The organism is Luteibacter sp. RCC_6_2, assembly GCF_041360655.1.
Taxonomy (GTDB): Bacteria; Pseudomonadota; Gammaproteobacteria; order Xanthomonadales; family Rhodanobacteraceae; genus Luteibacter.
Genome location: NZ_JBFUPQ010000015.1, coordinates 79,855 through 102,399, shown reverse-complemented (window position 1 = coordinate 102,399; position 22,545 = coordinate 79,855). Strand labels below are relative to the sequence as shown.

Annotated in this window: 24 protein-coding genes; 12 read left to right on the top strand and 12 right to left on the bottom strand. The window is 65.1% G+C overall.

All coding sequences use genetic code 11. The annotated features are described in order from the left end of the window. On the bottom strand, positions 1 to 479 hold a 479-nt coding region (locus tag AB6730_RS16070; protein ID WP_371024618.1), incomplete at its 3' end, for a helix-turn-helix domain-containing protein. Between the two features lie 361 nt (positions 480 to 840). On the opposite strand from AB6730_RS16070, the gene AB6730_RS16065 reads away from it, so the two are divergent. Next, a complete protein-coding gene (locus AB6730_RS16065) occupies positions 841 to 1,668 on the top strand; it encodes a hypothetical protein (RefSeq protein WP_371024617.1) in 828 nt (275 codons plus the stop codon). An 85-nt stretch (positions 1,669 to 1,753) separates the two neighbouring features. Here the strand turns inward: AB6730_RS16065 and AB6730_RS16060 are convergent, their stop codons facing one another. Next, positions 1,754 to 2,341, bottom strand: coding sequence for a class I SAM-dependent methyltransferase (locus AB6730_RS16060; protein WP_371024616.1), 588 nt, complete (start codon positions 2,339 to 2,341; stop codon positions 1,754 to 1,756). Positions 2,342 to 2,761: 420 nt separating this feature from the next. Here AB6730_RS16060 and AB6730_RS16055 point away from each other — a divergent pair, with 420 nt between their 5' ends. Beyond that, positions 2,762 to 3,097 carry a hypothetical protein gene (locus AB6730_RS16055; protein WP_371024615.1) on the top strand — a complete coding sequence of 112 codons (336 nt, stop codon included), beginning with the start codon at positions 2,762 to 2,764 and terminating at the stop codon, positions 3,095 to 3,097. A gap of 5 nt (positions 3,098 to 3,102) precedes the next feature. On the opposite strand, the gene AB6730_RS16050 is transcribed toward AB6730_RS16055, so the two are convergent. Next, positions 3,103 to 3,342 (bottom strand): hypothetical protein, encoded by a 240-nt coding sequence (locus AB6730_RS16050; RefSeq protein ID WP_371024614.1) that lies wholly within the window; start codon positions 3,340 to 3,342, stop codon positions 3,103 to 3,105. Between the two features lie 315 nt (positions 3,343 to 3,657). Here AB6730_RS16050 and AB6730_RS16045 point away from each other — a divergent pair, with 315 nt between their 5' ends. Further along, complete coding sequence (locus AB6730_RS16045; protein ID WP_371024613.1) at positions 3,658 to 5,022, top strand: serine hydrolase domain-containing protein; 1,365 nt, start codon at positions 3,658 to 3,660, stop codon at positions 5,020 to 5,022. Here the strand turns inward: AB6730_RS16045 and AB6730_RS16040 are convergent. Continuing rightward, a complete protein-coding gene (locus AB6730_RS16040) occupies positions 5,019 to 5,915 on the bottom strand; it encodes a LysR family transcriptional regulator (protein WP_371024612.1) in 897 nt (298 codons plus the stop codon). The genes AB6730_RS16045 and AB6730_RS16040 overlap by 4 nt on opposite strands. Before the next feature lie 97 nt (positions 5,916 to 6,012). On the opposite strand from AB6730_RS16040, the gene AB6730_RS16035 reads away from it, so the two are divergent. The 4 genes from AB6730_RS16035 (at position 6,013) to AB6730_RS16020 (ending at position 9,399) form a co-directional block, all read left to right on the top strand. Then, positions 6,013 to 6,402: a rhodanese-like domain-containing protein gene (locus AB6730_RS16035; protein WP_371024611.1), complete on the top strand. Its 390-nt coding sequence runs from the start codon at positions 6,013 to 6,015 to the stop codon at positions 6,400 to 6,402. Positions 6,403 to 6,412: 10 nt separating this feature from the next. Next, a complete protein-coding gene (gene rocF, locus AB6730_RS16030; protein ID WP_371024610.1) occupies positions 6,413 to 7,333 on the top strand; it encodes an arginase in 921 nt (306 codons plus the stop codon). Positions 7,334 to 7,653: 320 nt separating this feature from the next. Continuing rightward, positions 7,654 to 9,069 (top strand): tryptophan--tRNA ligase, encoded by a 1,416-nt coding sequence (locus AB6730_RS16025; protein WP_371024609.1) that lies wholly within the window; start codon positions 7,654 to 7,656, stop codon positions 9,067 to 9,069. A gap of 3 nt (positions 9,070 to 9,072) precedes the next feature. Then, a complete protein-coding gene (locus AB6730_RS16020) occupies positions 9,073 to 9,399 on the top strand; it encodes a hypothetical protein (RefSeq protein WP_371024608.1) in 327 nt (108 codons plus the stop codon). Positions 9,400 to 9,485: 86 nt separating this feature from the next. On the opposite strand, the gene AB6730_RS16015 is transcribed toward AB6730_RS16020, so the two are convergent. From AB6730_RS16015 to pdhA, 5 genes are all read right to left on the bottom strand, one after another. Further along, complete coding sequence (locus AB6730_RS16015) at positions 9,486 to 9,869, bottom strand: VOC family protein (protein ID WP_371024607.1); 384 nt, start codon at positions 9,867 to 9,869, stop codon at positions 9,486 to 9,488. 80 nt (positions 9,870 to 9,949) lie between these two features. Further along, the gene (locus tag AB6730_RS16010) at positions 9,950 to 10,414 is read right to left on the bottom strand and encodes a DUF1456 family protein (RefSeq protein WP_371024606.1); all 465 of its coding nucleotides are present in this window, start codon (positions 10,412 to 10,414) and stop codon (positions 9,950 to 9,952) included. A gap of 97 nt (positions 10,415 to 10,511) precedes the next feature. Continuing rightward, a complete protein-coding gene (locus AB6730_RS16005; protein ID WP_371024605.1) occupies positions 10,512 to 11,900 on the bottom strand; it encodes a dihydrolipoamide acetyltransferase family protein in 1,389 nt (462 codons plus the stop codon). 13 nt (positions 11,901 to 11,913) lie between these two features. After that, positions 11,914 to 12,894, bottom strand: a complete 981-nt coding sequence (locus AB6730_RS16000) for an alpha-ketoacid dehydrogenase subunit beta (protein WP_371024604.1) — start codon at positions 12,892 to 12,894, stop codon at positions 11,914 to 11,916. A gap of 13 nt (positions 12,895 to 12,907) precedes the next feature. After that, positions 12,908 to 13,987, bottom strand: a complete 1,080-nt coding sequence (gene pdhA / locus AB6730_RS15995) for a pyruvate dehydrogenase (acetyl-transferring) E1 component subunit alpha (protein WP_371024603.1) — start codon at positions 13,985 to 13,987, stop codon at positions 12,908 to 12,910. 228 nt (positions 13,988 to 14,215) lie between these two features. On the opposite strand from pdhA, the gene AB6730_RS15990 reads away from it, so the two are divergent. Both AB6730_RS15990 and AB6730_RS15985 read left to right on the top strand, forming a co-directional pair. After that, the gene (locus AB6730_RS15990; protein ID WP_371024602.1) at positions 14,216 to 15,064 is read left to right on the top strand and encodes a tryptophan 2,3-dioxygenase; all 849 of its coding nucleotides are present in this window, start codon (positions 14,216 to 14,218) and stop codon (positions 15,062 to 15,064) included. A 71-nt stretch (positions 15,065 to 15,135) separates the two neighbouring features. Continuing rightward, positions 15,136 to 16,641 (top strand): peptide MFS transporter, encoded by a 1,506-nt coding sequence (locus tag AB6730_RS15985; protein ID WP_371024601.1) that lies wholly within the window; start codon positions 15,136 to 15,138, stop codon positions 16,639 to 16,641. A 203-nt stretch (positions 16,642 to 16,844) separates the two neighbouring features. Here AB6730_RS15985 and AB6730_RS15980 read toward each other — a convergent pair whose 3' ends face one another. After that, entirely contained in the window at positions 16,845 to 17,294 is a 450-nt protein-coding gene (locus AB6730_RS15980) for a MarR family winged helix-turn-helix transcriptional regulator (protein WP_371024600.1), read from the bottom strand. Between the two features lie 113 nt (positions 17,295 to 17,407). On the opposite strand from AB6730_RS15980, the gene hppD reads away from it, so the two are divergent. Genes hppD through AB6730_RS15965 form a run of 3 tightly spaced genes read left to right on the top strand, consistent with a single transcriptional unit; the run spans position 17,408 to position 20,815 of the window. Next, positions 17,408 to 18,472, top strand: coding sequence for a 4-hydroxyphenylpyruvate dioxygenase (gene hppD / locus AB6730_RS15975; protein ID WP_371024622.1), 1,065 nt, complete (start codon positions 17,408 to 17,410; stop codon positions 18,470 to 18,472). A gap of 36 nt (positions 18,473 to 18,508) precedes the next feature. Next, positions 18,509 to 19,819, top strand: coding sequence for a homogentisate 1,2-dioxygenase (hmgA, locus tag AB6730_RS15970; protein ID WP_371024599.1), 1,311 nt, complete (start codon positions 18,509 to 18,511; stop codon positions 19,817 to 19,819). Positions 19,820 to 19,834: 15 nt separating this feature from the next. Next, positions 19,835 to 20,815, top strand: coding sequence for a fumarylacetoacetate hydrolase family protein (locus AB6730_RS15965; protein WP_371024598.1), 981 nt, complete (start codon positions 19,835 to 19,837; stop codon positions 20,813 to 20,815). On the opposite strand, the gene AB6730_RS15960 is transcribed toward AB6730_RS15965, so the two are convergent. Both AB6730_RS15960 and gap read right to left on the bottom strand, forming a co-directional pair. Then, the gene (locus AB6730_RS15960; protein ID WP_371024597.1) at positions 20,805 to 21,344 is read right to left on the bottom strand and encodes a hypothetical protein; all 540 of its coding nucleotides are present in this window, start codon (positions 21,342 to 21,344) and stop codon (positions 20,805 to 20,807) included. The two genes, AB6730_RS15965 and AB6730_RS15960, sit on opposite strands and share 11 nt — an antisense overlap. An 80-nt stretch (positions 21,345 to 21,424) precedes the next feature. Further along, positions 21,425 to 22,441 carry a type I glyceraldehyde-3-phosphate dehydrogenase gene (gap, locus tag AB6730_RS15955; protein WP_371024596.1) on the bottom strand — a complete coding sequence of 339 codons (1,017 nt, stop codon included), beginning with the start codon at positions 22,439 to 22,441 and terminating at the stop codon, positions 21,425 to 21,427. Positions 22,442 to 22,545 lie beyond the last annotated feature (104 nt).

Below are 22,545 nucleotides of genomic sequence, written 5' to 3'. Positions count from 1 at the left end.
CGGGCAAGCCATCCGCTGATCTGCTGGGGTGCCCAGCGATGGGCCAGCTTGTGGGCGACCACGCGACGAAGGGCGCCCTGGCGGGCCAGCAGGCACGCCTTGGGTCGTTTGGCCTGCGCCCAGGCTCGCTGGTCGGCGTTCGCCGCGCGATAGGCCTCACGGCCTCCGTTACCTCTCACCTCACGGCTGATGCTGGAGGGGGCTCGCCCGAGGCTCTGGGCGATCCGGCGCAGGGAATGGCCCTGACACAAGCCGCGGGAAATCTCTTCGCGATCCGCCAACTGAAGCGCCTGGGCCGCCCGCTTCCGAGGCGGTGGGGCGAATCCGCCGTGCTTCTTCAACACGTAGTGAATCGTCTCAGGGTGCCGATCCAGCGACCGGCCGATGGCCGCGGGCGACACACCAGCCCGCCAGTCCGCCCAGATCCGTTCACGGTCCGCCGTCGACAAATGACGCCAAAGCCTGACTGCTCTGCTCATGATGCCCACCTCCGTCTTGATCAGACTACGGTGTTGCATCGATCGGTTGAGATCACCGGTGGGGCAGTCGAAAGTCTTCGGGCGCCGATCCTAGACCGACCGTTCCCTAAAATCCGCGCATCCACAATTCGCGGGACGACCCCCTCCACGCCCGGCCGCCACTGGGCTTTGGGCCGCATGCGCCATTCCGGCCGAGGGGCGGGTGCGCAAAAAAGGTCTGCGTGCATCGAGCTCGGAAATCGACCGCCCTCTCACGGAGGGAAAAATCCCCTCTTTGATTAGGGGTTCGCACAGGGGTTAATCTAAAGCCATTGCGCGCCAACGTCTTCGGGCTAATAAATCAAAAAAAGGATGGACCCTAGTGAATGAATTCGAAGAGCGCCGGAACAAGATCAAGGGATGGATCCAAACCTACTCGCTTAATCCCGAGCCATATGTGCTCCTTGGAACCGCGCATCCCGAGCGTGCCTTGCTGAATATTCCGGAATTCTCCTTCCGAGGGGCTGATAGCCTCTCAGAGGCGCCTATCGTGATGCTCGCGTCCGTCATAAATGGGCGCATCGTGGTCCACCTGTATACGGATGCACCTCGCGATCTCGAGCACCTGAAGCAATATGCATGGGGCGCCATTGACGGTCAGGTAGCGATCGCTAGCTTCCTTTGTGGCTATGCATTCACGATCGAGATCACCCAGGCCTTCCACGTCGGGCAAGGAATCAACTACGTCTACGCCGCTCCCGGCGACGGCAGGGGCATCGAGTTGAGTGCAGGGCGGCCCGACATTTTCGGCCATATTAGGAATATGGCCACGGGAAGGCTAGGGGCGTTTATCACTCGGTGCCTAAGTGATCTTTCAATGGCACTGCAGCACCCGAGCGATGCAGCCTTCTATTGCTACCGCGCCATTGAGTCACTGAACCAGCACTCCATTGAGAACTCGGGGATGGCTGGCAAATCCGAAGGCCGTCAGTGGGAGGAATTCCGACGCCAAGCAGGCTGCACGAAGGACGATCTCATGAAGATCAAGGACGATGCCGATCCTGTAAGGCACGGAAACCACCTAAAGGCGGGGGCCATGACGCGAGAGACCGTAATGGATATGACAAGGAAGGTCGTCACAACCTACCTCGGCATAGCTTCAGATCAATCGCCCGCTCATGAAGCGGGTACGGACGTGAGTACGATATGATCGGCGTTGCCTACATCCGTTGGGGGGAAAGGGTTTTAAGGCGATTTACGGTGCCGGGTGTCGGCACCAGAAATTCAGCCAAAATCTAGCCCACGGACGGCTTGATGGCTTCGAAGTAATTGTTTTCGCCCTCATCGAGGCGACAGCCGATCAGGCGTAATCCCGTTGCTTCCAGGTGCCGTTCGTACGCTTGCTGACCAAGCGAGCGTGACGACCGGCCCGTCTGCCTGTCCCGCCACTCGCAGGCTTCGCGCGGTGCGCTGAAGAGAAATCGCCCGCCCGGTACCAGCGCGTTCGCGACCCCGCGCAGAACCTTCTGCTGGTCGTCCGCGGAGAGAAGAAACAGCAAGCCGATGGAAACGGCCCCGGCAAAGGTCCGGTGGAAGAACGCGCTGTCCTGCGCAGCCTCGCACGCGGTTTGCGTTTCGGGAACGAGGCGCCTGAGCGCGGCGATCAGAGTCGGCGAGGCGTCGATCCCGAAGACGGTGAAACCGTCCTCGATGAGAGCTTGCGCGACCGGTACTCCCGAGCCGCAACCGACATCGACGATCGAACTCGACGGCGGCAGATGATCTCGTGCCCAGGAGCGTACGAGCGCTGCGCCAATGTCGGAGCGGAGGGCCATGAACTGCTCGGCGATGGCGTCCCAGCCTTCGGAGCGGTCGATGTTCATGCGGGCTATTTCTGGACGCCATGAATGACCGCGTTCACGGCGATCGTTGCAGCACACGGACCGGCGTTCCCACCGCTGGACGAGCATTGTGCGGTCGGCGTGACGGGGCCGACAGAGCCCTCGTCGGTCCTCCAGTGCGGCTGGGTGCTGGCACAACCAGAGAGGGCGGCACAGGCGAGGCTAAGCAGGCAAAGGAAGCGCATGGCGAATGTCCAGTCAGTTCGCGCGCATTTTGCGCCGGGAGCGCCTAACTGTCTGTAGGAGATCGCCTACAGCCTACCTTCACCTTGTCGCCCCATCCGCCCAGGCCATCGCCGCATTGCACCATGCCGGCAGGGGTAGTTGCATGGGTGACTATTCCCCCTCAAAGTCCGTCCCCGGGGATGCTCGACCGAGCCAGTCGTACCGGGGGACCAGGACATGAAAAGCCTTGCACACACAGACCTCACCACCTTCTATGGCTCGGCGAGCGAGATCTACGACCACCTGAGAAGGGAGCAGGAACGAGACGTCTTCCTGCACCAGGTGGCATATACGGCCTTCATCGGCATGACGATCGTCGCGGCCATCGCGTTCTCGACGGGCTGGACTATCGCACCGTGGCTGACCGTCGTGGCGGTGTTCTGTTTCGAGAGAACGTTGTGGTGGGGGCGCGAGGTCAGTTGCAGGAATTACACCATGCACGTCCTGACATTCAGGCGCCTGCCTGTCGAGGACACGTCCGTATCGAATGCGGTCACACGACATACCGCCTAGTGAATCTATGAAGCACCGCCCTTGCGCTCGCGGGGGAATTGCCGATCGAGCACGATCGACAGTACACGGTGGTCCACCGGGCCATGGGTGATGCGCTGTTCGAGCAGCGCCGCGGCCAGTTCGCGTTCTTCTTCCGTACAGGCATAGCCGTTGGCCCTGAGATAGAACACGACGAACATCTGCACCCGCCAGGGTAGGCGGGTGAAAGGGTGGATTCCTTGTCTGAGGTCCGAGGGAGTGATCACGCGGCAGGTCCTTGCGATGCATGGAGGACAGCAATGGGTGTGCCAAGCCCGAAGGCGCCGCGCGGTGGCGACTGGCCACCTCGCGTGGTCTCCTCGGAACGTCCGCGGACACAAAAACGCGGACAATGCGGACATCGCTGATGCGATATCGACCGCCTTCGCCGGGCTAAACCTTCCCATCCTCATAGGCATCTATCCCGTTCGTGCGCACCGCATGGCGACGGGGAAGGAAACGTGGGATTTGCATTGACAGGGCTCAAGGCAACGGCAAGCGTCGCGCTGCTCGGAACGCTCATCGGTTGCGCAGGGAACGAAGTGCGCGACGACTCCCGCCGACAGGCCGTGGAACACGGTCTTCGGCCCCGCGTGGAAGTGGCCGGTGAGCCAGCCATCCTGTGGAACGTTTACGAACGGATGCGGCGCTATCACGTCCCGACCGTGGCGGTCGCTGTCATCGAAGGTGGGCGCGTTGTCTGGTCCGCCACTTATGGGATCGATGGGAGCGTCCGCCTTCCTGCGACGAACGAGCGCTTCCAGGCAGCGTCGCTGAGCAAAGGCGTGACCGGCAGTCTCGCCGCCATCCTGGCCGCGCGCAGGACGATCGAACTGGACGCCCCCGTGGACGCCTGCCTGGCCCCGCTGACCCTGCCTCCGGGAAAGCAGGACGCGGAGCATCCCGTGACGCTGCGCAACCTTCTTCAACACACGTCCGGCGCGACGGTGAACGGTTTCGACGGTTATGCGCCCGGCAAATCGGTGCCGACACCGGAGCAGGTCGTACGCGGCGAAGCATCGGCGAATTCGCCTGCCGTCGTGATCGCCACGACTCCCGGGAGCATGTATGCCTATTCGGGCGGCGGGTACACGGTGGCCCAGATTGCCGTGAGCCATTGCGCGGGCGCTTCGTTCGCCGACCTGATGCAACGTGAGGTGCTCATGCCGGCCGGCATGCGCGACAGCACCTTCGCTCAGCCGTTGCCGGCATCGATACCTCATGCCTCAGGCCATGCCGCGGACGGCAAGCCGGTACCCGGCGGTGCCAATACCTATCCCGAACTCGCCGCCGCGGGACTCTGGACCACGCCGGATGACCTCGCGCGCTGGCTGATCGGGGTACGCGACGCCGAGGAGGGGCAGCCTTCCTTCCTGCCCGCCGAAGCGGCGAGAACCATGCTCGCACCGGGGATGAACAAGTACGGGCTGGGAGTATTCATCAGCGGCGAAGGTGAACACCGGCGATTCATGCATTCCGGCGGCAACCTTGGCTTCAAGAGCAGCTACGTCATGTTCCTGGAGAGCGGAAACGGGGTGGTCGTCTTGACCGATGGCGATAACGGTTCCTACCTGGCTGGCGAGTTCACCAAGGCCGTCGCTGCCGCCTATGGCTGGCCCGACTTCACGCCACGGGCCGTGACACGCGTCAAGCTCGATGAAAACGTGATGGCCCGTTACGTCGGGCACTACCGGTTCGACGATGCCGACTCGCGAGGGGACCGCGACCTGTCGCTGATTCGCGAAGGGGCACGGTGGTTCCTGGATCTGTCGGATATCGGACGGACCGGCTTGGTGCCGACATCCGCCCAGGCATTCGTCGCACCGGAGACAGGCTATGCCGTGACGGTGGATGACGATGGGAGCTTGCGTGTCGGATCACGCGTGGCGCGTAAGACCCCGGACTAACCGAGCAACTCGCCCAGCCGCACACGCAGGAAATCCCTGAGCCGCTGCACCGCCGGCGTGAGCTGCGAGCGATGCGCGCTGACAAGATTCAGCGGCGCACGTTCGCCGATGCCCGGCATCAGGTCGATGAGCCGTCCGGCGGCGAGATCGGCGACGACGTCGATGTGCGACTTGTAGACGATGCCATGACCGGCCAGGCCCCATCGGCGGGTGACCTCCGCATCGTCACTGATGCGGTTTCCGGTGACCTTTACCGTGTGCGGCCCGCGCGGCAGGTCGAAGATCCAGCGGTCGTGTACCTGTTCCCCCCAGACGAAGCAGAGGCAGTTGTGCTCGCGCAGGTCGTCGGGTTGCCGTGGTGCCCCGTGGCGCGCGATGTAATCCGGCGAAGCGCAGAGGACGCGGCGGTTGTCGGGCGCCAACGACTGCGCGACCAGGCCGGAATCGTCGAGCGTGCCGTAGCGAATGGCCGCGTCGATGGGATGACGGTGCAGGTCGGCGGCGCGGTCGCTGACCCGCAATTGCAGTGAAACACCCGGGTGATTGGCCTGGAAGGCATCGAGCCACGGCAGCAGCACGTTGCGGCCGAGATCGGAAGGCACAGAGAGGCGAAGCGGCCCCGCGATCTCACCGCGGGCCTCGGCCAGCGCCTGGGTGCCACCGGCAAGGGACTGGAGCATCGCCCTGGCGTGGGGCAGGTAGCGCTCGCCGTCGTCCGAGAGCCGCATGCTGCGCGTCGAGCGCACGAACAACCGCGTGCCGAGTTCCCGCTCCAATCGCTGGACGGCGTTGCTGGCCATGGCGGGCGTGCTGTCGAGCAGGCGGGCGGCTGCCGAAAAGCTGCCGGCATCGGCGGTATGCACGAAGATCTGCACATCGTCCAGTCGAATCATCGCGGCGCTTCGCTCGAGGTGTATGCCTATGGTGCCCTTTTTTTCATCCTGACGCGCTGCAACGTGGCTGTTGCAAGGTCCGGTGTAAACTTGCGGAATGACCAGCTTCCGCGTGTCGTTGCTTGCCGTTTTCCTGCTTCCCGCCGCCGGTTGGGCGCAAGACCTGTCCCGAGATGCGCTCGCCGCACGGATGGCGGCGCACGAGACGCCGCTGCTTCTCGATGTGCGCACGCCTGCGGAATACCGCGAAGGGCACCTCGCTGGCGCACTGAACGTGCCCGTCGACGAGGTCGCCGCGCGCCACGGGGTGCTGGGCATCCCACACGACCGCGAGCTCGTCGTCTATTGCAAGACCGGCAAGCGCGCCGCCCGCGCCCGCGACACCCTCCAGGCGCTGGGATACACCCACGTGCAACTGCTCGAGGGCAGTGCCGATGCCTGGCGTGCCGAAGGACGGCCGCTCGTCCAAGAACATCCCTCACCCTGAGTCCCCCGTCATGAGTCCAACCACCCGTTCGGTCGCCTTGATCGGCGTCCCCACCGACATCGGTGCCGGTCACCGTGGCAGTTCCATGGGCCCGGAAGCCCTGCGTGTCGCCCGTCTCGGCGAGCGGCTCGCGAAGCGCGGCATGCACGTCGTGGATCGCGGCAATCTTTCCGGACCGCTCAACCCCTGGCTGCCGCCCACGGACGGTTACCGCCACCTCGAGGCGGTCGTCGCCTGGAACACGGCGGTGCATGAGGCCATCTATACCGAATTGAACGCCGGTCACCTGCCCGTGATGCTCGGCGGTGACCACTGCCTCGCCATCGGCTCGATCTCCGCCGTGTCGCGGTATTGCCGTGAGAACGGCAAGAAGCTCCGGGTGTTGTGGCTCGACGCGCATGCGGATTTCAATACCAGCCAGATCACGCCGTCCGGCAACATCCACGGCATGCCGGTGGCGTGCCTGTGCGGGTACGGCCCCGATGCGCTCACGGAGATCGGCGGCACCGTGCCGGCGACCACGCCCGGCGTGTTCCGCCAGATCGGCATCCGCTCCGTGGACGAGGGCGAGAAGCGCTTCGTCCACGAGGTGGGCATCGATATCTACGACATGCGCTACATCGATGAGATCGGCATCAAGGCGGCCATGGAAGAGGCGCTGGCGGGAGTGGACGAGGACACGCACCTGCACATCAGCTTCGACGTGGATTTCCTGGACCCGTCGATCGCGCCGGGTGTCGGCACGACCGTGCGCGGCGGGCCGAACTATCGCGAGGCCCAGCTGTGCATGGAGATGATCGCGGATACCGGCCGGGTCGGCTCGCTGGATATCGTGGAGTTGAACCCGGCGTTCGATAAGCGGAACCAGACGGCGAAGCTGGCGGTGGACCTGGTGGAGTCGTTGTTTGGCAAGTCGACGTTGATGCGGTGATGCTTTGATGAGTTGCTGGGCTGGTGGGTCGAGGGGCCTGATGGACCGCGGCGGCTCGCATCGCCGACAAAGTCGGCTCCCACCTCTTCCGTTGGAGCTGGCGACAGGGCCGATTCCTATCCCTTCCGCTGGAGTCTGGCCGACAGGGGCGGCTTCCAGCCGTTCCGCTGATGGCCGGGCCCGGAGGGGGCTCTGGTGGTAGCCGACCCTGTCGGCGATACGCGCGCAGCGCGGCAACCTGCCGCACAACCGGGTCGCCTCGGAACCGTCACGCGGGCTACACTCGAGCGGTTACCGTCCGTCCAGGCTCCCAGGTCCCCATGCATACCCGCGTCCTCACCGGCATCACCACCACCGGCACGCCGCACCTCGGCAACTACGTCGGCGCCATCCGGCCGGCCGTCCTGGCCAGTCGCGATCCCGAGGTCGATGCGTTCTACTTCATGGCCGACTACCACGCCCTGATCAAGAGCGACGATCCGGATCGCGTCGAGGCCTCGCGGCTGAAGATCACCGCGACCTTCCTGGCCGCCGGGCTGGACCCGAACGTCGCCACGTTCTACCGGCAGTCGGACATTCCCGAAGTGCCCGAGCTCATGTGGCTGCTCACCTGCGTGACATCCAAGGGCCTGCTCAACCGCGCGCACGCCTACAAGGCGGCCGTGGACCGCAACATCGAAACCCAGGAAGACGCGGATGCCGGCGTCACCGCGGGCCTCTACATGTACCCGGTGCTGATGGCCGCTGATATCCTCGCCTTCAACGCGAACAAGGTGCCGGTAGGCCGCGACCAGATCCAGCATATCGAGATGGCCCGCGATATCGCCCAGCGTTTCAACCATACCTACGGACGCGAGTTCTTCGTGATGCCCGAGGCCTTGATCGAGGAACAGGTGGCGACGCTGCCCGGGCTCGACGGCCGCAAGATGTCCAAGAGCTACGACAACACGATTCCGTTGTTCGAAGGTGGTCCCAAGGGCCTGCGCGAGGCGATCATGAAGATCGTCACCGACTCGCGTGCGCCGGGTGAACCCAAGGACACCGAAGACTCGGCCCTTTTCACCATCTTCCAGGCATTCGCATCGCCCGCGGAAACGACGGCGTTCGCCGATGCCCTGCACAACGGTATCGGTTGGGGAGAGGCGAAGCAGGTGCTGTTCGAGCGGATCGAGGCCGAGGTGGCGCCGATGCGCGAGCGCTACGATGCGCTGATGGCGCGCCCGGACGATATGGAAGACATTCTTCTTGCCGGTGCCGTGAAAGCGCGCGCGATCGCCGCACCGCTGTTGGATACGCTGCGCGATGCCGTGGGCTTGCGCAGCGCGCGGCACAAGCTGAAGTCTCCCGAGGAACCGGCAAGCGCGCCGGTCGAGCAGAAATCGAAGCCGCCTCGCTTCGCCAGCTTCCGCGACACCGACGGCAGCTTCCGCTTCCGTCTGTTCGCCGCGGACGGTGAAGAACTGTTGCTGTCGGCGCCGTTCTCGGATCCGAAGGCGGCAGGAACGCTGCGCCAGGCGCTTTCCACGATGGGTGGCGCGCACGCCACCATCGAGTCGCAAGGCGATCATGTCGCGCTGCTGGTGGATGGCAAGGTCGTGGCCAACGGTGCGTCTTACCCCGATGAAGTGGCGCGGGCCGCGGGCGTGCTGCGTCTACGCACGGCGTTGGACGTGCTGGCCGCCGCGACCGCCGAAGAGGCGGCAGCCAAGGCGAACGCCGCCCGGCAGGGGGCCTGACGCATGCGCTACCTCGCGATCATGCTGCTCGCGCCATGGCTGGTCGTGCTGGGGTGGGCGTATTGGGCCTATCCGAAGTCGCTGCTGACGAACATGACGCGGCGCGGTTTCGACGTGCTGGCGTTGTTGGCGGCGACGGTCGCGGCGATTCAGGCGGCCGTGATCGCGTTCGATGCCGTCGAACTTCCAGCGGCGGATCAGTTCGGGCCCAAGAGCGGGGCCATTTGGCAGCAGGTGGTGCCGGCGCTGTATGGGTACGGGGCGTTCGTGGGCGTGTTGGTGGTCGCGCTGGTTATTCGCCAGGTGGTCTGGAAGAGGCGCGCTCCGTAGGATCGCCGACAAGGTCGGCTCCCACCGGGCCGCGGGTCCTGCGGGCTGTGGATTCCATCAGGCAGCGGCTCCCACCGGGCTAGCGGTTAGTTGTCCCATTGATTGAGGTGGGGGCCGAAGTCGTCGCCTTGTCTCGGGACGATGCAGAAGCGGTGTCCTGTCGGGGCTTCCATCACCCACCAGCGCTTCACGAAGCCGATCCGTTTCGCGCCCAGGGCCTCCAACCGCCGGGCTTCGGCTTCGAGGTCGTCCGTTTCGATGTCCAGGTGCACGTGGCTGTGATGGTCGACGCGTTGCAACAGGACGCGCAGTTCGTCCTTTTCCATCTTGAGCACCGCGTACTTGCCATCGCCGTCGTCATCGGTGGTCTCGATGGGCTTGCCGAGTGCGCGGCTCCAGAACTCGGAAGCGGCGGCGAGATCGCCATCGTGGCAGTCGAGGACGAGGGTGCAAAGCCTGCTGTGATGCATGATCGGGCCTCCACGGAAGGGGAGGCCGACGCTATCACCGCGAACAACGAGACGACGTGATCCCGGCGTCGACGCGGTGCTTACTGCCCGCGCAGGCGGGCCGTCAGGCCTTTCAGGAAATTGCGCAGGAACTGATCGCCGCAGAGGCGGAAGTTGGTGTGCTTGGGCTGGCGGAAGAGGGCATTGATCTCGCCTCGGGACACGCGGAATCCCGCCTCGGTCATGATGGCCAGGATGTCGTCTTCCTTCAGTTCGAAGGCGACGCGCAGCTTCTTCAGCACCACGTTGTTGTTGACGCGGTTTTCGACCGGTCGCGGCGGCTGGCTTTCGTCACGTCCGCGACGATGGATGATGAGGCCATCGAGGAAGTGCGCCAGCGCGGTGTCGGGCATTTCCGCGAAGTCGGGCTCGTCCTCCTTGCGCAGCCAGGGTTCGACCTGTTCACGGGTGGCGGGAAATCCGCTGAGCTTCATGATCTCGACGACGTGGACGTCGCCGAGGTCGAGCATGTAGCGGATGCTGCGGAGGGTGTCGTTGTTGAGCATGGCGCCAAGGGTACCATCGCGGTACCGCTATCGCCGCTGAAGCGGCTCCCACACGAGGCATGGGCCGGTGGGAGCCGCCTTCAGGAGGGGAGCCGGCTTAGTTGGGCAGCCCCAGGTCGTCGATCATGGCCTTCAGGAAGCGCGCGGCTTCCCCGCCCGTGGCGGCGCGGTGGTCGAAGGTGAGCGACAGCGGCATGCGGCGGTGTACCTCGATGCCGCCCATCACCGCGACCACGTCATGGCTGAGCTTGCCGGCGCCGACGATCGCCACCGTCGGCGGCACGACCACCGGGGTGGCGTAGCGGCCAGCGAACATGCCGAAGTTCGACAGGCTGATGGTGTAACCGGACAGCTCAGAGGCCGGGATGCTGCGGTCTTCCACCGAGCTGCGCAGGCGCTTGATCGCGGCGCGGATGCCGGCACCGTCGAGCACGTCGGCATTGCGAAGCGCGGGCACGAACAGGCCGTCCTCGGTGTCCACGGCGATGCCGATGTCCACGTGCGGATGCAGGGTGCGGCTGAGGTTCTTGCCGTCGAACCAGGCATTGAGCGCGGGTACGGTCTTGCACGCCACCACGATCGCGCGGATGAGACGCGCCGTGATGTCCTGCTTGCCGATCCAGGCATGCAGGTCGGCATCGTCGACGATGGTGGTCGGGACGACGTTGGCATGTGCCTCGGCCATCACGCGCGCCATGTTGCGGCGGACGCCCTTCAACTGCTCCGGCTGGCCCATCGCTTCCTTGCCCGGAGGCGCGGTGCGGACGGCCTTGCCGGCGAGCGACACGGCGGTGCGCTGCTGCGGCGCCGGGCCCGGCTCGGGGAGGGTGGGGGCGAGGTGCTGGGCGGCGGCCGGACGGGCCGGAGCGGCACCCAACGCGGCGCTACCGTTGGCGGCGGCGTTCTTCACGTCGCCCATGGTGATCACGCCGCCGGCGCCCGTGGGCTGCACGCGGGTGAGGTCGACCTTCAGCTTCTTCGCGGCGGCACGCACGGCCGGCACGGCCTTCACGCCACCGGCGCTGCTCACCTGCTCGGTGTGCACGGCGTTGCCGCTGACCATGGCGCCGACGACGGTGCCTTCGTCTTCGCGATCGGCCTTGCCGTCACCCGAGTCGATCTCGCCGCCGTCATCGGAAGCGACCACCTTGGAGGCGTCGTCCGGGGCGGGGCTGCCCACGCCCTTCTTCGGGCCGTGGTGATGGCCGGTGGATTCGGCCTCGGCCCGCTGGCGCGCGTTCGGGTCGATCTCGAAGTCGGCCAGCGAGGCGCCGGTCTCGATGATGTCGCCCGGTGCGCCGTGCAGCTTCTTCACGGTGCCGGAGTAAGGCGAAGGCACGTCGACGACGGCCTTGGCGGTTTCCATCGACACCAGCGGTGCGTCGAGCTTGATCGTGTCGCCTTCCTTGACGTGCCATTCCACGACGGTCGCGTCGGGAAGGCCCTCGCCGAGGTCCGGCAGGAAAAAGGTCTTGATATCGGCCATTTCTATCGGTTCCTCAGGAGGCGGCCAGCGTGCGCTGGGCGGCTTCGACGATGCGTTCCACACTGGGCAGGTACTTCATTTCCAGGCGGAACAGCGGGATGTGGGTATCGAAACCGGTGACGCGTTCCACCGGCGCGAGCAGGCTGTAGAGGCATTCCTCGGCGAGGCGGGCGGCGATCTCCGCGCCGAAGCCGGCGGTCTTCGGGGCTTCGTGCACGATCACGCAGCGGCCGGTCTTGGTCACCGATTCGGCGATGGTGTCGAAATCGAGCGGCGTGAGCGTGGCGACGTCGATCACCTCGGCGCTGATGCCCTTCTGGGCCAGCTCGTCGGCGGCCTCGAGGCATTCCTTCACCTGCGCGCCCCAGGTCACCAGGGTCACGTCGGTACCGTCGCGCAGGACGAAGCAGACGTCGAGCGGCAGCGCCTCGCCGTCGTCGGGCACCTCTTCCTTGTACTGGCGATAGATGCGCTTGGGCTCGAAGAAGATCACCGGGTCCGGATCGCGGATGGCGGCGAGCAGCAGGCCATAGGCACGCGCCGGCGACGACGGCATCACCACGCGCAGGCCCGGGATGTTCGTGAACAGGTGCTCGTTGGCTTCCGAATGATGCTCGGGCGCACGGATGCCGCCACCCCAGGGGGCGCGCCATACGGCGGGAACGGTCATGCGGCCACGGGTGCGGTTGCGCATGCGCGCGGCATGGCAGGCGATGTGTTCCATCATCGGGTAGATGAAGCCTTCGAACTGGGCTTCGGCCACCGGCTTCATGCCCTGCGCGGCAAGGCCGACGGTGAGGCCGGCGATGGTGCCTTCGTCCAGCGGCGTGTCGATGACGCGCATCTCGCCGAACTGTTCCTGCAGGCCCTGCGTGGCGCGGAACACGCCACCGTTGACGCCGACGTCTTCGCCGAGCACCACGACGCTGTCGTCGTTGCGCATCTCATAGGCGAGCGCCTGGGTCACCGCTTCGATAAGAGTGATTTGTGCCATGGGACGAAATTCCTTACGACTTGCGATCGAGGGAAGCGACGAGCTCGCGCTGTGCTTCGAGGTCGGCCGGGAGCTCGGCGTACAGGTAGTCGAACATCGCCGTGGCCGGCTGGTTCTTCGTTTCCAGGTACGCGTTCACTTCGTTGTCCATCCAGTCGTCGCACTCGGCCTTCCAGGCCTCTTCCTTCGCGTCGTCCCACTTGCCCTTGCCTTCGAGCCACTTGCGCAGGCGCGGCACAGGATCGCGTTCCCAGGCGTCCTTCACTTCCTGCTCGCCGCGGTAGCGGCGGGCGTCGTCGGCCGTGGTGTGGTCGCCGAGGCGGTAGGTGACCGCCTCGATCACCGAGGCGCCCTGGCCGGAGCGGGCGCGCTCCAGTGCGATCTCCATCGCGGCGCGAACGGCGATGATGTCGTTGCCGTCGACCTGGATGCAGGGCAGGCCGGCGGCGATGCCCTTCTGCGCGAGCGTGCCGGCGCCGGTCTGGATGCGGCGGGGCACCGAGATCGCCCACTGGTTGTTCACGATCACGGCCACCAGCGGCAGCTCCTGCGCGCCGGCGACGTTGATGGCGCCGTAGAAATCGCCCTTGGACGAGCCGCCATCACCGATGGTGCAGACGGCGACCCGCGGTTCCTTGCGAATCTTGAAGGCCAGCGCCGAACCGGCGGCATGCAGGCACTGCGTGCCGATGGGCACGCACCAGGCGAAGTCGTGCGCGGGGGCATCGGCGTAGTCGTTGCCACGCTCGTCGCCGCCCCAGTAGGTGTAGACCTCGCGCGGTTTCACGCCGCGGTACAGCTGGGCGCCGTACTCGCGATAGGACACCGCCAGGGAGTCTTCGCGGCGCATCGCGCTGCCGATGCCGACATGCGCGGCCTCGTGGCCCAGGCACGAGGCATAGGTGCCCAGCTTGCCGGTACGCTGCAAGGCGATCGACTTGGCGTCGAACACGCGGGTGGAGACCATGAGCTTGTAGAGCTCGACCATGTGGTCGAGATCCTTGGTGAATGCGGGAAGTTCCTTTCCGGTTTCCTTGCCGTCCTGGTCAAGGTATTGCAGGTATTCGATTTCGAACTTGGCGGCGATGGACACGACTCGCTCCCAGGGGAAGGTTAGAAACGACACGCACGATTGGGGAAGCGGCCAGGCCCATCCAGCGGGGCGCGACACGGCTTTTGGGTTCTTGCGAGCCGGACTAGATATCAGGGGTATTATGGCGCGGCAAGGCACGGCGCAGCATGGATTTCCCCGTCAGAGGCCACGGATGGCGTCATGGCGCGGGTTTGGCGGCTGTCAACCCCTCATTGTGAATTCGTCCCCATGGCCAATCCCAGGCGCGACCTCGAACCCGGAATCCGCACCGAACTCGACGGGAGCCTCACCTATTCGGAGTACCTGAAGCTCGACCAGGTGCTCACCGCCCAGCATCCGCGCAGCCAGCCGGCGCATCACGACGAGATGCTGTTCATCGTGCAGCACCAGACCTCCGAGCTGTGGCTGAAGCTGATGATCCACGAGCTGGACGCCGCGCTCGAGCGCCTGCGCGCCGACGACGTGGACGGCACGCTGAAGATCCTTGCGCGGGTCAAGCAGATTCAACGCCAGCTCTACGAACAGTGGGGGGTGCTGGAGACACTGACACCGGCGGAGTACCTGCAGTTCCGCGACGTGCTCGGGCCCTCGTCGGGCTTCCAGTCGCTGCAATACCGCATGGTGGAGTTCCTGCTCGGCAACAAGCACGCCGACATGCTGCGCGTGTTCGAGCACGATCCCGTGGCGCACGAACGCCTGCGCGCGGTCTTCGAGGCGCCCGGCCTTTACGACGAATTCCTGCGCTACCTCGCGCGCCGCGGCCATCCGGTGCCGGTGGAATTGCTCCAGCGCGACCTGACCCAGCCCTGGCGAAGCCAGCCCGCGCTGCTGCCCGTGTTCAAGCGGATCTACGAGGACACCGCCCACCATTGGCCTGAGTACCATCTCAGCGAGGAACTGGTGGACATCGAGGAATCGTTCCAGCTCTGGCGGTTCCGGCACATGAAGACCGTGGAACGCATCATCGGCTTCCGACCCGGTACCGGCGGTTCCTCCGGCGTAGCCTTCCTGCGCAAGGCCCTGGAGCAGAGTTTCTTCCCGGAACTGATCGAAGTGCGCACGATCCTGGGCACCTGAAAACCCGGCGGATTTGACGCATGGGGCCGGGCCAGCTAAACACCCTGCACGAATCTTCCACAGGGAAAGCCATGACACCGACCGCCCCAGCCGCCGCCCGGCCCGTGCCCGACTACCCGCAGACCCTGGGTCACCCGCGTCCCTTGTGGATGCTGTTCATGACCGAGTTCTGGGAGCGCTTCGCCTTCTACGGCATGCGCTGGGCCCTCACCCTGTACATCGTCGCCGAGTTCTTCCACGGCGATCAGGCGGGGCAGGGCTATGCCAGCCGGACCTATGGCGCCTACCTGGCGCTGGTCTATGCCTCGGCGATCTTCGGTGGCTGGGTGGCCGACCGCATCCTCGGTTACCAGCGTTCCATCCTGGTGGGCGCGGCGGTGATGGGTGCCGGCCTGTTCATGGTCATGGTGCCGAACCAGCAGGTGTTCCTCGCCGGCCTGGCCACGGTGATCGTGGGCAACGGGCTCTTCAAGCCGAACATTTCCTCGCTGGTGGGGCAGATCTACCCGGTCGGTGACGACCGCCGCGATCGTGGCTTCACGATCTTCTACATGGGCATCAACCTGGGCGGGTTCCTCGCGCCCCTGGTCACGGGCTGGCTCGCTTCCGTGCTGACGGACACGCCGCTGCAGGACAACTACAAGGCCGTGTTCGCCGCCACCGGCGTGGGCATGGTGATCTGCTTCATCTGGTTCCTCGTCGGCAAGCACCAGCTCAAGGGCGTGGGTGTCCCGCCGCCGGAGCGCCACGAGGGGAAGAACCTCGTCGCGGTGATCGTCGGCATCCTGGTCGCCATCCCGCTCGTCTACCTGCTGATGGCCAAGGCCGGCGCGATCTTCATCGCCTGGTTGCTCGGCGCCCTGTTCATCGGGGTGGCGGTGATGCTGGTGATCGAGGCGGTGCGCCACGACCGCATCCAGATCCATCGCGTGATCGCGATGTTGTTGCTGTTTACCTTCAACGTGCTGTTCTGGATGTTCTTCGAGCAGGCAGGCAGTTCGTTCAACTTCCTCGCCCAGAACATCGTCGACCGGCAGATGTTCGGCTGGGAATTCCCCACCGGATGGTTCCAGTCGGTGAATTCGGGGGCGATCCTGGTCTTCGCGCCGATCGTGGCGCTGGCCTGGGGCTGGTCGGCGCGCCTGCGCAAGGAGCCGTCCATTCCGCGCAAGTTCGGGCTGGGCCTCATCTTCAACGCGCTGGGCTTCTTCGTGCTGATGTATGCGTTGAAGAGCCTCGTGGGCGGCAACGGCCTGATCCCGTTCTGGCCGCTGGCGGCGTGCTACGTGTTGCAGACCATCGGCGAGCTCTGCCTGTCGCCGATCGGCCTGTCGATGGTGACCAAGCTGGCGCCGATCCGCGTGGTCGGCCTCGCGATGGGCGGCTGGTTCCTCTCCACGGCCATCGGCAACAACCTGTCGGGCCTGCTGGCGGGCCACATCAGCGGCGAGACGGGCATGACCGTGTCCTCGGCGCTGTCCGGTTTCAGCTTCAGCTTCGAACTGCTGATCGGCGCGGGCATCGTGCTGCTCCTGATCGCGCCGCTGATCAACCGGTTGATGCACGGGGTGAAGTGAAGCATCGCCGACAGGGTCGGCTCCCACCAAGCAGGAGCATCGCCGCTGAAGCGGCTCCCACCAGGTAGCCGGACTTTTGCTATGCCGGTGGGAGCCGACCCTGTCGGCGATAGACATGCGAACCGATGCCCACAGAAGCCGAACCCTGTGGCCGGTGCCTACGGAGCCGGACCCTGTGGGAGCCGCTTCAGCGGCGATAAGCCTCAGGACGCCAGCAACTTATCCAGTATCCGGTTGAGCTGCACCCGCTCGCCCTCATCCAGCTTCGCCAGCAGCTCCCGCTCATGCGCCCTGGCCATCGGCGCGACCTCGTCGTGGATAGCCCAGCCCGCCTCGGAAAGCTTCAGCACGGAACGGCGCTTGTCGCCGCCATGGGTGCTGCGGTCGACCCGGCCCGCCTCGACCAGCCGCGCCACGGCACGGCTCACCGCCACCTTGTCCATCGCCGTGCGTTCGGCGACCTCGCGAGCCGAGAGCTCCGCGAAGCGCCCCAGGACCGCCATCACGCGCCATTCCGTCATGCTGAGTTCGAATCGGTCCTGGTATTCCGCCGCGATGGACTGACTGACCGTATTCGACAGGATCGAAAGCCGGTAAGGCAGGAAGCGCTCCAGCTCCAACGGGGCATGTGCGGGGACGGTTTCGAAGGTCATGCTGCGCTGGTCCTTGCAAATGGTTACAAGTGAAACTATAACGTGGCGGTATACGGCGCAAGCCGTGCCCGTCGCAGGAGTATCGCCCAATGAGCGCCCAGCCCAACACCGGTATGGAAGTCACCACCTTCGAAAACCCGCAAGGTGTCGATGGCTTCGAGTTCGTGGAATTCGCAGCACCGGATCCGGGGCTGCTGCACGCCTTGTTTCCCCGGCTCGGCTTCACGCCGGTCGCGAAGCACAAGACGAAGAAGATCACCCTCTACCGCCAGGGCGACTGCAACTTCCTCGTGAACGAGGAGCCGGACTCCTTCGCCGCGGATTTCGTCGCCAAGCACGGCCCGTCCGCCTGCGGTTTCGCCATTCGCTTCAACCGCCCCGCCACCGACGTGCAGGCCACGGCGCTGTCCAATGGCGCCACGAAGATCGGCTTCAAGCCGGAGACGCTGGCCCTGCAGGTGCCGACCATCGAAGGCATCGGTGGTGCCGCGCTGTATTTGATTGACACTTATGGCGCCAAGGGCGAGGTGTACGACGCCGAGTTCGAGTGGCTGCCGGGCGTCGATCGTCGTCCAAAGGGTTTCGGCCTCACCTTCATCGACCACCTGACGCACAACCTCCATTTCGGCAACATGGAGAAGTGGTCGGAGTACTACGAGCGCCTGTTCAACTTCCGCGAGATCCGCTACTTCGACATCAAGGGCGCGAAGACCGGCCTCGTGTCGAAAGCGATGACCGCGCCGGATGGCCTCGTGCGCATTCCGTTGAACGAGTCCTCGGACGAGAAGTCGCAGATCAACGAATACCTGCGCGAGTACAACGGCGAAGGCATCCAGCATATCGCGCTGTTCACCGACAACATCTATGAGTCGGTCGAGGCGATGCGCGCACGGAATGTCGCCTTCCTCGACACGCCCGAGACGTACTACGAAGTGATCGACGTGCGCGTGCCGGACCACGGCGAAGACGTGGCCCGCCTGCAGGAGAACAAGCTGCTGATCGACGCTGACGACGAGACCAAGAAGAAGTTGCTGCTGCAGATCTTCACCCAGAACACCATCGGGCCGATCTTCTTCGAGATCATCCAGCGCAAGGGCAACGAAGGTTTCGGCAACGGCAATTTCAAGGCGTTGTTCGAATCGATCGAACGCGACCAGATGCGCCGCGGCGTGCTCTGACGCCGGACCGGCCGTCATCGCATAAGGACCACCACGATGAGCCACACCGACGATACCCGCGGCTACCAGACCGGCTTCGGCAATGAGTTCGCCACCGAAGCCGTGGACGGTGTGTTGCCCTCCGGCCAGAACTCGCCCCAGCGCGTGGCCAAGGGGCTGTATGCCGAGCAGCTTTCGGGTAGCGCCTTCACCGCGCCTCGCCATCGCAACCGGCGCAGCTGGCTGTATCGCATCCGTCCGGCGGCGCAGCATTCGCCATTCACGGAACGGCGGCACGCGACGTTCCACAACCGTTTCGACGAAGCACCGGCCACGCCGAACCAGCTTCGTTGGGATCCGCTGCCGATGCCGGCGCAGGCCACGGATTTCCTCGACGGCCTGGTCACGATGGGTGGCAACGGCGGGGCGGCGGAGCAGGCTGGCATCGGCATCCACCTTTATTGCGCCAACCGGTCGATGGAGGGGCGCTACTTCTACGACGCGGACGGCGAACTGCTGATCGTGCCGCAGCAGGGCAGGTTGCGCGTTCGCACGGAACTCGGCGTGCTCGACGTGGAGCCGCTGGAGATCGCGGTCGTGCCGCGCGGCATTCGCTTCCTCGTCGAGTTGCCCGATGGCGAAGCGCGTGGCTATGTGGCGGAGAATTTCGGAACGCCGCTGCATCTGCCGGACCTGGGTCCGATCGGCGCGAATGGCCTTGCCCAGCCGCGCGACTTCCTCACGCCCGTGGCGGCCTACGAGGATATCGATGGCGAGTTCGAACTCGTCGCCAAGTTCCAGGGAAACCTGTGGGCTGCCTCCATCGGCCATTCGCCGCTGGACGTGGTCGCATGGCACGGCAACTACGCCCCTTACAAATATGACCTGCGGCGCTTCAACACGATCGGTTCGATCGCGGTGGACCACCCGGACCCCTCGATCTTCACGGTACTCACCTCGTCCAGCGACACGCCGGGCGTGGCGAACATGGATTTCGTGATCTTCCCGCCGCGATGGCTCGTGGCCGAACATACGTTCCGGCCGCCGTATTTCCACCGTAACGTGGCCAGCGAGTTCATGGGATTGATCGACGGCGCATACGATGCCAAGGCCGGCGGTTTCGTGCCGGGTGGGGCGAGCCTGCACAACTGCATGAGCGGGCATGGCCCCGATGCGGCGAGCTTCGAGAAGGCCTCGGCCGCCGATACCTCGCGTCCGGACCATATCGTTGGCACCATGGCCTTCATGTTCGAAACGCGCAAGGTCATCCGCCCCAGCCGGCAAGCCCTGGAATCGACGGCGCTGCAAGGCGATTACTACGAATGCTGGCGCGGGTTGAAGAAACACTTCGATCCATCGGCCACCTGATCTGTAAGGAACAGCATGAAACTCGCTTCGCTGAAGGAAGGCGGCCGCGACGGCACGCTCGTCGTGGTCGATCGGTCCCTCACCCGTGCCGTGAAGGCCACGGGCATCGCACTGACGCTGCAAGCGGCGCTGGATGAATGGCACGCGGTGGCGCCTCGCCTCAACGCCCTTTCCGAGGCGTTGAACACCGGCAAGGCGGAGGGTGCTTTCGACCTCGACATCGCGAAGCTCGCCGCGCCCTTGCCGCGTGCCTACGAATTCGTCGACGGCAGCGCCTACCTGCCGCACGTGGAGCGCGTGCGCAAGGCGCGTGGCGCGGAAGTGCCGGAGTCGTTCTACACCGATCCGCTGATGTACCAGGCGACGAGTGCCGGATTCCTCGGCCCGCGCGACCCGGTGGTCGTGTCGAGCGAAGCGTTCGGTATCGATCTCGAAGCCGAGGTGCTGGTGGTGACCGACGACGTGCCCATGGGGGTGACCCCCGCGCAGGCCGCGGGACATATCCAACTCGTGGGCCTGGTCAACGATGTGTCGCTGCGCGGGCTGATTCCCGCCGAATTGGCGAAGGGTTTCGGCTTCCTCCAGTCGAAGCCGCGCTCGGCGCTATCCCCGGTATTCGTCACGCCCGACGAACTGGGCGAGGCATGGCGGGACGACAAACTGCACCTGCCGATGCGCACGTGGATCAATGGCGCGTGGTTCGGTGAAGCCGAATGCGGCGTGGATATGCAGTTCGATTTCGCCGAGCTCGTGGCGCATGTGGCGAAGACGCGTCCTTTGACCGCCGGCACGCTGGTGGGCTCGGGCACGATCGCCAACCAGGACACGTCCAAGGGCGCGTCCTGCCTCGCCGAGCAGCGGACCGTGGAAACCCTGCGCGACGGCAAGGCGAGCACGCCCTTCCTGTCGTTCGGCGACACGGTGCGGATCGACGTTACCGACAACGAGGGCGCTTCCATCTTCGGATCGATCGAACAGGCGATCGTCAAGGCGTAGGAGCCTCCATCGCTTCGTGTATCGCCGCGACCTTCAAGAGCACGTCCGCCTCCAGTCGGGAATCGCGCGATACCCGTGCCTCGATCGTGCGATTCAGCTGCGCCAGTGGCGGCAGCGGGAGCCCGTGCATCACGTATTCGACGCGGGTCCAAAGAGCGGCCTCATAGAGGTGCCCGTCGGATAGTTCCAGCTCCGCGAGCCGGTGCATCGCGTGACGGCGCCCCCGGTTCGCCGCCGCGGTGAGCATATGGCGTGCCCTGGACATGTCGCGAGTCAGCACGTTTCCCTTTCGTGACTGCCCCTGGTAGTAGAGCGTTCCCGCCAGTTCCTGGCTTGCCGCATTACCCGCGAGTGCGGAGCAGAGCAGGCGGTCGGAGAGCCTCCTGCGTCGTTCGATGGGCACGGACGGAGTCAACAGGCCCTCGTCCATGATGTCCACCGTCGACGGCCGAGTGGCCGTGCAATCGGCCGCGGCGACTGGCGGCGCGAACCACAACAGGCAGGCGGCCAGGATGAATCCTTGATACATCGGTCGTTCTCCATGCAAAAAAAGAGGGCCCGCATCGCTGCGGGCCCCCCGTGGCCGTACCTATTCGATTGTGGCGGCGCTTACTTCGCGGCCATCAAGGCCTTGGCCATGTCGAGCATGCGGTTCGAGAAGCCCCACTCGTTGTCGTACCACGAGAGGACCTTGACCAGGGTGCCTTCCATCACGCGCGTCTGCGTCGAATCGTAGATCGACGAGTGCGGGTTGTGGTTGAAGTCGATCGAGACCAGCGGCTGCGTGTTGACCGAAAGAATGCCCTTCAGCGAACCGTTCGCGGCTTCGTTGATGGCGGCGTCGATCTCTTCCTTGGTCGTGGCGCGCGCGGCGGTGAAGGTGAGGTCGACCACCGAGACGTTGATCGTCGGCACGCGCATGGCGAAGCCGTCGAGCTTGCCGTTGAGTTCCGGCAGCACCAGACCCACCGCGGCGGCGGCGCCGGTCTTGGTCGGGATCTGGCTGTGCGTGGCGCTACGGGCGCGGCGCAGGTCGGAGTGGTAGACGTCGGTCAGGACCTGGTCGTTCGTATAGGCATGGATGGTGGTCATCAGGCCATGGACGATGCCGATCTTCTGGTGCAGTACCTTGGCCAGCGGGGCGAGGCAGTTCGTCGTGCACGAGGCGTTCGAGATGACTTCGAGCTTCGAGGTCAGCTTGTCGTCGTTCACGCCCATGACGAAGGTGCCGTCCACGTCCTTGTCGCCCGGGGCGGAGATGATGACCTTCTTCGCGCCGCCGGCGATGTGCGCGCCGGCCTTGGCCTTGGAGGTGAAGAAGCCGGTGGATTCCATCACCACGTCGACCTCGTGCTCGCCCCAGGGCAGCTTCGACGGATCGCGCTCGGCGAACACCTTGATCCGGTCGCCGTTGACGATCAGGTCGCCACCGTCGACCGACACCTCGCCCGGGAAGCGGCCATGGGCCGTGTCGTACTGGGTGAGGTGGGCATTGGTCTCGGCGTTGCCGAGGTCGTTGACGGCGACGATCTGGATGTCCTGGCCGTTCTTCTTCGCCTCGTAGAGCGAGCGCAGGATGTTGCGACCGATGCGACCGTAACCGTTGATGGCGACCTTGATGGTCATGTGCTGCCTCCGGGATGGGATGTGCTAACGAAGTAGGGGCGGGTGGTGTAAACCTCCATGGTAACGGAAGGCCCCCGGACCCTGCTTGCTGCATCGCCGCGATT